This window comes from Kitasatospora sp. MBT63, from assembly GCF_000710465.2.
Classification (GTDB): Bacteria; Actinomycetota; Actinomycetes; order Streptomycetales; family Streptomycetaceae; genus Kitasatospora.
Genome location: NZ_JAIZ01000631.1, coordinates 1 through 9,922, shown reverse-complemented (window position 1 = coordinate 9,922; position 9,922 = coordinate 1). Strand labels below are relative to the sequence as shown.

Annotated in this window: 11 protein-coding genes and 3 pseudogenes; 4 read left to right on the top strand and 10 right to left on the bottom strand. The window is 67.5% G+C overall.

All coding sequences use genetic code 11. The features are described from left to right. On the bottom strand, positions 1-94 hold a 94-nt coding region (locus AA75_RS54160), incomplete at its 3' end, for an HU family DNA-binding protein (RefSeq protein WP_368666623.1). A 50-nt stretch (positions 95-144) separates the two neighbouring features. Between AA75_RS54160 and AA75_RS51095 the strand changes: the two are divergent. Then, positions 145-289: pseudogene (locus AA75_RS51095) on the top strand (IS5/IS1182 family transposase); the annotation flags it as partial. 184 nt (positions 290-473) lie between these two features. Here the strand turns inward: AA75_RS51095 and AA75_RS53570 are convergent. Continuing rightward, the gene (locus tag AA75_RS53570; RefSeq protein ID WP_255369534.1) at positions 474-608 is read right to left on the bottom strand and encodes a hypothetical protein; all 135 of its coding nucleotides are present in this window, start codon (positions 606-608) and stop codon (positions 474-476) included. A 130-nt stretch (positions 609-738) separates the two neighbouring features. Further along, a pseudogene (locus tag AA75_RS54155) lies at positions 739-1,086 on the bottom strand (Tn3 family transposase); the annotation flags it as partial. A gap of 60 nt (positions 1,087-1,146) precedes the next feature. Here AA75_RS54155 and AA75_RS54150 point away from each other — a divergent pair. Next, positions 1,147-1,407, top strand: coding sequence for a PAS domain S-box protein (locus AA75_RS54150; RefSeq protein ID WP_149038518.1), 261 nt, complete (start codon positions 1,147-1,149; stop codon positions 1,405-1,407). Positions 1,408-1,562: 155 nt separating this feature from the next. Continuing rightward, positions 1,563-1,694 carry a PAS domain S-box protein gene (locus AA75_RS54145; RefSeq protein ID WP_082527006.1) on the top strand — a complete coding sequence of 44 codons (132 nt, stop codon included), beginning with the start codon at positions 1,563-1,565 and terminating at the stop codon, positions 1,692-1,694. Between the two features lie 426 nt (positions 1,695-2,120). Here AA75_RS54145 and AA75_RS48265 read toward each other — a convergent pair whose 3' ends face one another. Both AA75_RS48265 and AA75_RS50080 read right to left on the bottom strand, forming a co-directional pair. Further along, a complete protein-coding gene (locus AA75_RS48265; RefSeq protein ID WP_149038517.1) occupies positions 2,121-3,887 on the bottom strand; it encodes a hypothetical protein in 1,767 nt (588 codons plus the stop codon). Positions 3,888-4,127: 240 nt separating this feature from the next. After that, complete coding sequence (locus AA75_RS50080; protein WP_158515599.1) at positions 4,128-4,295, bottom strand: hypothetical protein; 168 nt, start codon at positions 4,293-4,295, stop codon at positions 4,128-4,130. A 406-nt stretch (positions 4,296-4,701) separates the two neighbouring features. On the opposite strand from AA75_RS50080, the pseudogene istA reads away from it, so the two are divergent. Then, positions 4,702-5,506, top strand: a pseudogene (istA, locus tag AA75_RS51085) (IS21 family transposase); the annotation flags it as partial. Between the two features lie 181 nt (positions 5,507-5,687). On the opposite strand, the gene AA75_RS33025 reads toward istA, so the two are convergent. The 5 genes from AA75_RS33025 to AA75_RS51080 form a co-directional block, all read right to left on the bottom strand. Further along, on the bottom strand, positions 5,688-6,146 hold the full coding sequence (locus tag AA75_RS33025) for a patatin-like phospholipase family protein (protein ID WP_051813922.1): 459 nt from the start codon (positions 6,144-6,146) through the stop codon (positions 5,688-5,690). Between the two features lie 559 nt (positions 6,147-6,705). Next, positions 6,706-6,963: a type II toxin-antitoxin system RelE/ParE family toxin gene (locus AA75_RS33020; protein WP_033824036.1), complete on the bottom strand. Its 258-nt coding sequence runs from the start codon at positions 6,961-6,963 to the stop codon at positions 6,706-6,708. After that, the gene (locus tag AA75_RS33015; RefSeq protein WP_033824035.1) at positions 6,953-7,180 is read right to left on the bottom strand and encodes a hypothetical protein; all 228 of its coding nucleotides are present in this window, start codon (positions 7,178-7,180) and stop codon (positions 6,953-6,955) included. Before AA75_RS33015 ends, AA75_RS33020 begins: the two co-directional genes overlap by 11 nt. Positions 7,181-7,485: 305 nt before the next feature. Next, on the bottom strand, positions 7,486-8,052 hold the full coding sequence (locus AA75_RS33010; protein WP_233289295.1) for an XRE family transcriptional regulator: 567 nt from the start codon (positions 8,050-8,052) through the stop codon (positions 7,486-7,488). After that, a complete protein-coding gene (locus tag AA75_RS51080; RefSeq protein ID WP_199520470.1) occupies positions 8,049-9,839 on the bottom strand; it encodes a transcriptional regulator in 1,791 nt (596 codons plus the stop codon). The genes AA75_RS33010 and AA75_RS51080 overlap by 4 nt, the downstream gene beginning before the upstream one ends. Positions 9,840-9,922: the final 83 nt, after the last annotated feature.

Sequence of the window (9,922 nt, the reverse complement as noted above, 5' to 3'; positions counted from 1 at the left end):
CCGCGAACGACCCGAACCCGGTCAGCTGCACCTCACCACCCTCCACAACCGCGTTCTTGATGGCGTGCAGGAGGGTGTCGAGGACCTTGTTCACCACCGCCTTCGACGCCTCACTGTCCTCGGCCACCAGATCGATGAGCTGGAGCGCTACAGGAAACGCAACACCGTCGAACGGGCCATCAACAGGCTCAAGCACGCCCGAGCCGTCGCCACCCGCTACGACAAGCGCGGCTACGTCTACCTCGGCACCGTCACCGCAGCCGCCCTCGTCATCTGGCTCCGCACATGACCCCGTGACGGAAGCGGCCTCAGTCCACCGAGGCACCAGGAGCCAGTTCCAGGCCCGCTGTCGCGAGGTAGTCCTCAAGGCCGATGTCACCGCCGCCGGTGCCGTCGTCCCATTCGACGAGTAGCCCCGAGCGGCCGTCGTTCCAGGACTCCGGCGTGTCGTCCTCGACCTCCGGGCCGGGATGCTACTCGACACTGCCCACGCCATGTCGGTACCGGAGGTACAGGTACTGACCGTCTCCGGTCCAGGCATCCCATTGCGACGGATTGGTGGGACTGGTCAGCACGACCCGCGCGAGCCGGCCCTTGTTCGCATCCATCCGAAGATGGTCGCGCGTCTGCGGATGCCCCTGCAATCCACTTCGAAGCCGCCCGGAAGGTTCTCCAAGGAACAGCCTGCAGCATGCGTGATCGACCGGACAGCTCCCAGTCGTTGATCAGGTTCAGCTACGTTGCCCCGGCCCGACGCCCGCCGCCGCCGGTGGAGGCCCCGAAGTGCTTCGGGTTCGGCCTGGCGTACACCGAGGGCACCGGCACGACGAAGCGCATCCCGTCGACCGAGGCGACCAGGCCGCCGCCCCAGACCTGCGCGAGCGGGATCGACGCCTGGGCGTCGATCAGCGCCGAGTTGGCCTGCCGGTAGGTCTCCATCCGCAGGCACGTCTGGTCCACGTGCGACAGCCGCCCGTACCGCAGGGCGTCCGCGCCGCCGACCACCGGAGTGAAGCCGACCGCCAGGCCGGGGCCAGCAATGAGGATCCGGGCCGTACCTGGGACATCACTCCCGAGGAGGCGCACCAGCGGTGGGCGGGCGGGGCGCCCGATCCGCGGCAGGGATTCCGGCCTTTGTTGGAGGCGATGCCGGACGCGTTGGTGGGCGAGGACAGCGCGCACCGGATCGTGCTGGTCAACCACCAGGCGGAGAAGCTCCTGGGCCACCGGGAGGCTGAGTTGCTGGGGAAGGGGGTGGACGAGCTGGTGCCGCAATCGTTGCGCGAGGTACATCGGCAGCACCGACAGGGTTCGCGGTGGCGCCGCAGACCCGGGCGACGGGGACCGGCCGGGACGTGTCGGCGTTGCGCGGCGACGGGTCCACGTTCCCGGCGGAGATCTCACTGAGCCCCTGGTGGGGGGGGCGAGCTGGACACGCCGCGGGGCCGGGTGAGGGTCCTCGCGGCGATCAGCGACGTCACCGAGCGTCGGCGTGATGAGGAAGCCGCCCGGAGGCTGGCCGCGATCGTCCAGTCCTCGCAGGACGCGATCATCGGCAAACCCTGGAGGGGGTCATCACGACGTGGAACCCCGCGGCGGAGCGCATGTACGGCTACAGCGGGGCCGAGGCGGTCGGCCGCCCACCAGATCGTCGCCGCATGGGACGCATCCAGTCCCTGCCCGACCCCGGCTGACCACCACACCATCGCCCCCACGCACCGGAAGGAGGAGACCCGCAACACCCCCGGCGAGTGGACGCCGACGCCCACCGCGACGACACGCGGCCCACCGGCCCGACCTGAGGCGATCAGCCCACAGGACGAACCAGCAGGAACCAGACACCCCAGTCGAGCCCCTCACGCCGGCGCGCGCACGTGAATGATCGAGGCACGGACAACGACCCAGCCAGTCAGAAGACACGAAGCTCACTTGTGGCACCGGAAGAAAATGGGCAGCCCCCTCGGTCTAAGCACCGAGGACAACCTTTAATTTCAAGCTCCAGGCTGATACAACTACTCCTGGGCAAGTCGCCTGCAGAATGCCCATAATACAACGATCGGGGTGATGATTTCATTGATGGCCCAACAGGCTTCATCTGGGCCCCGACGTTAAAGTCGAAGTCACGCCCCCCACGGGTCGTCTTCACTCCCGGCAGGTGGAGCTGCCCGTTTGTTCAGACGTTCATGTTGTATATTGGCGGTCTCCGCGAAGGACTCCAAGCGCTGATTGAATCGCGCCTTGACCTTCGGCAGGAGCTTCTTATTTACTACGTCAGTAGCCTCTGGAGTTGTCGAGATCCCCGTATCGAATCCCAAAAGCGTGAAGCTTTCCTTTTTCTTGGTCTCCTCGGCAATTTTTGCTAGAAATCTATCGAACCCTGCCCTGGTGGCTTTAACGAGGTAATCATCCAAATCTTTGAGTGTCTTCTGAACCATCACGCGAGTCCCTGCCGGCCCTCTGCCTAGTAGCGCTTGGAACTTGTCTTCATCTGACCTTGGGTCGAGGTATGAAAGCTTATCAACCGTCTGGAAAAGTTGATCCATTCCCGCGAGGTATTTGTCGTAAATCTCCATAGGCAGAAATGAATTCCAGTTATCGGAGATCAGTTTTAGCGCACTCTTGACCATGGGATTGCGCTCGGCCACCACTTCATACTTTGAAAAGTTTGGCGGCTTCAGGATCTTGAGTGCATTGGAAATAAGCATTACATATACAGGACTTTCTTTCCATTCAATTATGTCTTGCCAGACATCTCTCGAAATAAGCAGATGATCACCCGAGGGAGACCCGGGATACCTCCCCCCCTCCCTTGCAGGCCGATCTTTGCCGATTGCCTTGTAGTATTCGTCAACTTCGCCATCGGTGACGCCTTCAAAGCCGGGAGGGATATTCTGAATCTCCGCACCCCCGTCCGCCTCCTTCAATCCCATCGCCCATTTCGCCCACGCAGCGGAATCTACCTCCTCCCTCCTCGCCTTGGCCTTTTCTCGCTTCTCCCTATCGGCCTTTTCCTTTTGCTGCCTCTTCCGCTTCTCCTCTATCTTCAGTTCACGAGCGGCAGCTCGGTATTTATCCGGATCACGACTCATCTCGCTCTGCATATCGAGATTCCTCACCCCCTCCCTCAATTTCCACTCCCGTTCAGCCTTTCGCAGATTATCAGGAACGCGCACGGTTTCTGGATCGACATACTCTGGTACGGGAACTTCTTGCAGAGGGGGGTATACGGGAGGTGCCTCTTCCTCGAAAACTCGAGGATTCAACTCGAAATATGCAACCATTTTCTCGCGGTAGCCGAGCCAGCACGACATGGGAAGCTTGGAATAATCGGCTATAGTGGTGAAAATATTACTGGTTTCGTTATCAAGTCGAGCAGACCTGTCATCTTCTCCGATCATGGCATCCTCGGGGATTTCAAGGTCGGCCAGGAAAGCTTTTTCGGAGTTTACGAAGTGCGGACAGATATTCTGCGTGATATATGTAAGTGCCGACGACATTATTGGATCGCTTGGCGTATAGCTGGCAACCTTAGGAGTGCCAACGGTCTGCCAGCCCCAAATGCTGGAGGGAAGCCAGCTCGGCTTGGAGGGGCCAGCATCAGGCGTCCTCTTTCCATTTGTGCGCAGGATCCAGTCAACGGCAGCCACTACTGCCGCACATTTTTCGCACGTATAGGTCAGAGGCTTCATGGAAGTGCATGCCGCGTCTAGCTCCGCAGCCGAATAGAAGCCTTCACCGGAAATGCAGTAAATGAGAAACAGTGCCGCCTCCTGATTTTCCCATTCCTGCGCCTGGGCACTCTCCCACGAGATGCACTCATTTACTTTTTCGGCCATAGATTCATCGAAGGTGCCACCGTATTCCGTGAGTCCCCACACCTGTTCCATATTGTCCCCTTTATCGATTTTGATACTTCAAGTGGCATCTTCAATGATACGAAAGGCCGCAGAGAGAGTTCCGCTTCTCAGAGGTACACCAGAGCGTTCACTCGCCGTCCCTGACGGCGGCCCGAAAGGGAAACGCCTGCCAAGCGACAGCCGCTCGATTGCGGTAACGGTAGAAAGCCCCTACTGGTGTCCACTCTGCAGTGGCGGCTACTGTAATCAAGGCCTGCTCCAAGATCGCTACTACACCACTCGCTGCTGCACGTCCGCGACGTAGACGCTCGCCTGGGCAAACCCCAGGCGCCCGGCTGCGCGCTGGACGAGCTCCGGGATGTCCCGCGGAGCGAGGCGGTGGGCGGCGGCGAGCACATCGGCGAGGACCTCGCCCCAGCCCGAATCCTGGACAGACACCCGCCCTCCGCCTCCCCACGCAGCCGCCGACTTCCCCGGCACCTGCCCTCGTCATCGGGCCGCACCCACCGCCCGACCCGGCCGGGACACGCCATGCTCAGGGCTGGTCACCGGCGTAGCCGAGCAGCCACGACGTGCCCTGACGGCGCCGAGGGGGCCGAGCCCGACTTCGGCCAGCGCGTACGCCGGCCAGCTGTCGCAACCAAGCACGGTCCACACTCGCCTGGTGGGCGGCTCGCGCCCGGTGGGCGATGACCAGGAGCGGACGTCCTCGATCGCGGTGGCAGCTGGGCGGTCAGCTTCCCGGGCGCGCGCCGCGTCGACCGGGCCGACCTGTGTCGCGGTTCTCTGAAGACTGACCCTCGGTGGTATTCCGAACACTGACCCGCCCTCTTGACCATGGAGGGTGCTGAAAGTGGAGGAGTTGGCCGAGATACGCCGCCTGCACCGGGCGGAGGGTGTGCCCATCAGAGAGATCTCGCGCCGGTTTGGGGTGGCCCGGAACACTGTGCGGGCCGCGTTGAACTCGGACCGGCCGCCGAAGTGCGAACGGGCCGCGAGAGGGTCGGTGGTCGACGCGTTCGAGCCCCAGATCCGGGCCCTGCTGCAGGAATGGCCCACAATGCCGGGGCCGGTGATCGCCGAACGGATCAACTGGCCGTACTCGATGGGCCCGCTGAAGAAGCGGCTCGCGTTGCTGCGGCCCCAGTACAAGGGCATCGACCCAGTCGACCGCGTCGTCTACGAGCCCGGCCAGATCATGCAGTGCGACCTGTGGTTCCCCGAGACACGGATCCCGGTGGCCGCCGGCCAGGAACGGGTCCTGCCGGTGCTGGTGACGACGCTGGGCTTCTCCCGCCACCTGACCGCGGTGATGATCCCCTCCCGCCAGGGCGGACATCCTCTCGGGCATGTGGCAGGTGATCGAGCAGGTCGGAAGGGTCCCCAGGACCCTGATCTGGGACCGCGAGTCGGCGATCGGCGGTTCCGGAAAAGTGACCTAGCCCGCCGCGGCCTTCGCCGGGACACTCGCGACACGGATCCTGCTCGCGCCGCCACGAGACCCCGAGTTCAAGGGCATGGTCGAACGCATCAACCAGTACCTGGACACCTCCTTCCTGCCCGGCCAGCGCTTCACCTCGCCCGGGGACTTCAACGGCCAACTGAGGGAGTGGCTGGTCAAGGCCAACAACCGCACCGTCCGCTCGATCCAGCGAGTTGGATGCGGCTGGTGACACCGCCGCTGAGTGTTAACACTCCAGCGGTAGATCGTGATCTTTACGACCGGATGGTTTGCCGACGCTGGTAGCTCGTCGCGAATCAGCTGCGGGTGGGACCGGGGCCGAGGGCGGGGTCAACGGGACGGGTAGCAGCCTGGAGATCGGGCGGCGCTCAGTCCATGTCGGATCCGGTCTTCCACGCGAGGCGGAGCTGCTCTGCGGCATCGATGGCTTGGCGAAGGCCCGCCTGGTAGGCCGGTTCCCAGGTCGTCCGGTCATTCAGGTCCGAGCCGAATGCGCGGATTGATGCCGAATCGGGCTCGATGGTCACCACTGTGTGCGCCGCGGCGACCGCCAGCTCCTGCTGGAGCAACTCCCGGGGAAACAGGTGCGCCTGCGGGTCGATCACGACGAGCGTGCGGGCTCCGGCCGCGAGTGCGGCGTTGGTTGCCGACCGTAGGGAGCCGTCCATGTATCGGCGGCCGTTGATGGTGATTGGTGGGTAGATGCCCGGGAAGGCCGTGCTTGCGGCCACGGTGGAGGGCAGCGGTGCGCCACTCGCGCGGTCGAAGACCTCCTGCTCGCCGGTCTCGGCGTCCATCGCGGTATCGATGAGCTCCTGCTTGTTCACGGCTGCCGCCCTTCCGCACCACCCGCGGGCGGGCGGTGACACGTCCACTGGAAAACCCCCGGACACGGGGGCCGACGGCGCACCCCTGTGTCCCGCCCGGGGCTGCGCCGCCCTGGCCAACGACCGAACCCCTGCACGATCACGCACCCCACCACGTCGGGCCCCCGGACGGCCCAGCCGGCAGGCCGCGGTGGTGGCCGACGGCGCCCGCGCCCGCGGTCGCGGTCGCGGGATACCATGCGGGCTGCCATGCAAGGTGCCGTGCAGGTCTCCATGCGGACAGCCGTGCAGGCTGCGCGTGCGAGGCACCCCGGAAAGGCCAGGACCTCACTCGAAGTCGCACGGGGGCACAGGGGCACGCTCCGCCGGGCCGGGACGGTAAGGCAGAACCGCAAGGAGGCGCCCGTCGCGCGGCCTGAACGGTCCGGCCGCCGGTGGGCGCGGCGGCGGCTGCGGGCCCGGCGGTTGCCCGGGCCGGCATCACTGCGACGGGCGACTCCCGGCCCTCGTGGCTTCGACGGCCGCCGGTACGGGCCCGGCCGCCGCGGGGCCGGGGTTCCTAGACCTCGACGTACCCGATAACCACGATGGTTTGACGGACCGTGACGTGGTAGATGATGCGGACACCGTCGATGTCGTCGCGGTAGTCGCGCAGTCGGCCGCCGCCCCCGAGCGGGTGGCCGATGTCGGGGCGCACGGAGATGGCGACCAGGGCGCGGTCCAGGCGGTGGGTCTGGGCCGCGGTCAGCTTCTCGAGCTGAAGGGCGGCGAGGTCGGAGAAGGCGACGTCGGCACGGCGCGGGGTTTCAGGCGACACGCTGCTCAGTCTGCCCGTTCGCCAGCTCGGCGAGGTGGCGTTCGCGCAACTCCTCCCACGGCGTGCAGTCCTCGGGGTCGGGCAGGCCGTTGGCGGCGACGTCCTCCAGGAACGCGGCCAACTGCCCGGCCCGGCCGCGCTCCTCCCGGGCCATGGCGCGCAGCGCGTCAACGCCCTCGGAGGCGAGCTGTTCGCGGCCGCTGTCGTTCGACGTCATCACGCTCCCCGTCCGGCCCCCGGTGGTCCAGGCCCGGGAGTTCACCCCCCACGGTAGCCGGAAACGCGCTATCCGGAACCGTGGTCGACCGAAGTCGAATTGACCGCGGCCGCCGGTTCCTTCGCGCGGCGCAGCGACGGCGGGCCCGCGCCCGCCCGGTCCCCCGGTGAGCAGCACACAGACCGGGCACGGGCCGCCGGGTATCAGGGGCCGGGCGTCGGGCGGCCGGCACACGGGGTGCGGTCGGGCCCGGGTTCCGCCCGACCGCACCTGAGATTTCGTCTTCTCGCGGCCGTGTCCGGAATTCAGAATTTGACGTCGATCGCCCGGATGTCCGTGAATGCGACTTCGAGTCCTTCGTTCCGTCCGCCGTCCTTGAAATAGATTTCCTGGAACGCCTCGGCCATCACCTCGCGCATCCGGCGGTCGTCGGCGCCCTCGTCCTGGGCCGCGAACAGCCGCCCGGCCCAGGAGGGCGGGAGGTGGAGGGTCAGGTGCCGCAGCCGGGCCTGGTCGGTGGTGCCGCCCGGCGCGGTGTAGCCGAAGGTGGCCCAGACCTCGACGGTGATGCCGCCGGCGGTGGCGGCCTGCTTGCGGGCCCTGCGGCGGATGCCGGGCTGCCACACCCGGCCCACCTCGCGGGCCAACGCCTCGCGCAGCGCCGGACGCGGATGGCGCAGCTTGCCCGTCAGGTAGCGGCGCACCGTGTTCGGGTCGATGCCCAGGCGGGCCGCCACCTGCTTGCGGTCGCCCTTCGCGGCCTTGACGAGGGCCCGCATCTGGGCCTGCGGCGTCTTGGGCGGGGTCTGGGTGAAGTGCGCGGGGGTGGCGCGGTCGATCGCGTCGGTGATCTCCTCCACGGTGCCGTTCACTTCCCCTCGGCAGTGGCGGAGTCGTAGCCCTTGACATGGCGGGCCGGGTTGACGGGCTGCTCGCGCTCGAGCAGGTCGACCGCCCACAGCATGCTCTGCACACCCTCGACCTTCGCCAGGCCGGGAGTGGCACCGAGGCGGAACGCGCCGGGCAGCACCTTGCCGGAGCCGGTCAGCGGCAGGAACCCCAGCGGGGAGGCGGTCGGGGAGGCGTAGACGACGCAGTCGATGTTCACCCCGAGCGGGTAACGGCCGCTCGCCTTCGCGACGTTGGCCATCTTGCGGTGCAGGTTCACCCGCGCCTTCGCGATGACCGCGGCCCGGATGTCCGGCCGCCAGGTGGGGCGCTCCAGGGCCGGCCACGGCGCGCCGGGGACGTAGCCGACCCCCTGCGGGCGCTCGCGGAGCTTGCCGATGCCGAACTTCACCGTCGACTTCACCGCCGTCAGGACCATGGCGATCTGGTGGTGACGCCAAGCGGCCGAGGCCAGGCGGCCGTCACCGAGCCCCGCGAGGTGGGCCAGGCCCTCGGCGGCCAGCGCCGCGCGCAGGGCGTCCAGGTCTTCGCCGGCGTCCTTGAGGAGGCGGTGCGCCGTCATCGCGGCGAGGAACGCCCGCTCGTCGGCGTCCTTCTCCACCGGGATGCCCGCCTCCGCCATCGTGGACACGTACGCCTCCCGCAACCGGTCGTGCCACGGGTCCAGATAGGCGCCGTACTGCTCCCGCACATACGCCTCCACCGGGCGCACGTCGGCGCCGAGCTCCTGGGCATAGGCGATGGTGGGTGTGGCGTACCAGCCCGGCCCCTCCGGGGGGAGGCCGGTCGGCGTGAACGGCGACGGCAGCCGCGGGTCGCACTCGATGCCCGACAGGTCGACCAGCCAGGCGCCGGGCACCTTCTTGTCGAACCGTGGGCGGCGCACGTGCACAGGGGCGCCCAGTCCCACGTTCAGACGGCCCGCGGCGGCGAGGTAGGCGGTGTTCAGGTCGATGCCGACCGCGAACGGCTCCACCATCTCCGCCTCCGACAGCGTCTGAACCGGCCGGATCCACTGGCAGGACTCCTCGTCCATGAACCCGCCGCTCCAGCCCTGCGCCGCCGGGTGCTCGGCGAGCACCTCCGGCGGCGCCGCCTGAACCACCGCGGTCAGCGCACCCGGATTCGGCCCCGACACCCACTCCCCCGACACCTCGTCACGCACCGCCCGGGTCGGCGGCCGCAGCGCCGTCATCAGCTCGAGTCCGCAGGTGGCACTCGAGCCGCGGGGGGTGATCACGCGGGAGGCGTAGATGCCGAGCACGCGGGCCAGGTCCGGCGCGGGGAGGGTGCCGGCGGCGCCCCAGGCGCGGTCGTCCAGGGCCCGCCAGGGCAGGACGGCGAGCTGCACGCACTGGCGGCGCCCGTCGGCGACCGGGCGGTAGATCCGCGGCCACGGGCCGAAGCCGCGCCGGGTGAGCTGCCACTTCGAGCGGGCCAGCGCCTTCACCACCTTGTGGTCCTGCGGCAGCCGCTGGCTGCGGCGGGTGGCCGGGTCGTCGTCCAGGCTCGGGGGTAGGCCGAAGCGTTCGGCGGCGGCCGCGGTCAGCACGATGAGTGGGTCGGCGTCCCTGCCGTTGCGGTTCAACCTGGCGGCGCCCAGCCCGGACTCGGCCAGCGCCCACGCGGCCAGCTGCGCGAAGGTGGTGGCCGGGCACTCCAGTACCAGACCGCCGACACCGTAAGCGCTACCGTCACCGTCCAGCACCACCAACGGCCCGTTCGGGAACTGCCCGTCGAAAGCCTGCACCGGACGCGCCGCCGCACGCCGCACAGGCCCCTCACCCGCCCGCACCGGCCCGCGCCATCGTCGTCGTCAGGGACCTCCGGAAC

Coding starts and splice junctions, on each gene's coding strand:
- AA75_RS53570 (WP_255369534.1), bottom strand. CDS start 608: ATGGATGCGAACAAGGGCCGGCTCGCGCGGGTCGTGCTGACCAGTCCC.
- AA75_RS54150 (WP_149038518.1), top strand. CDS start 1,147: ATGCCGGACGCGTTGGTGGGCGAGGACAGCGCGCACCGGATCGTGCTG.
- AA75_RS48265 (WP_149038517.1), bottom strand. CDS start 3,887: ATGGAACAGGTGTGGGGACTCACGGAATACGGTGGCACCTTCGATGAA.
- AA75_RS33015 (WP_033824035.1), bottom strand. CDS start 7,180: ATGACGTCGAACGACAGCGGCCGCGAACAGCTCGCCTCCGAGGGCGTT.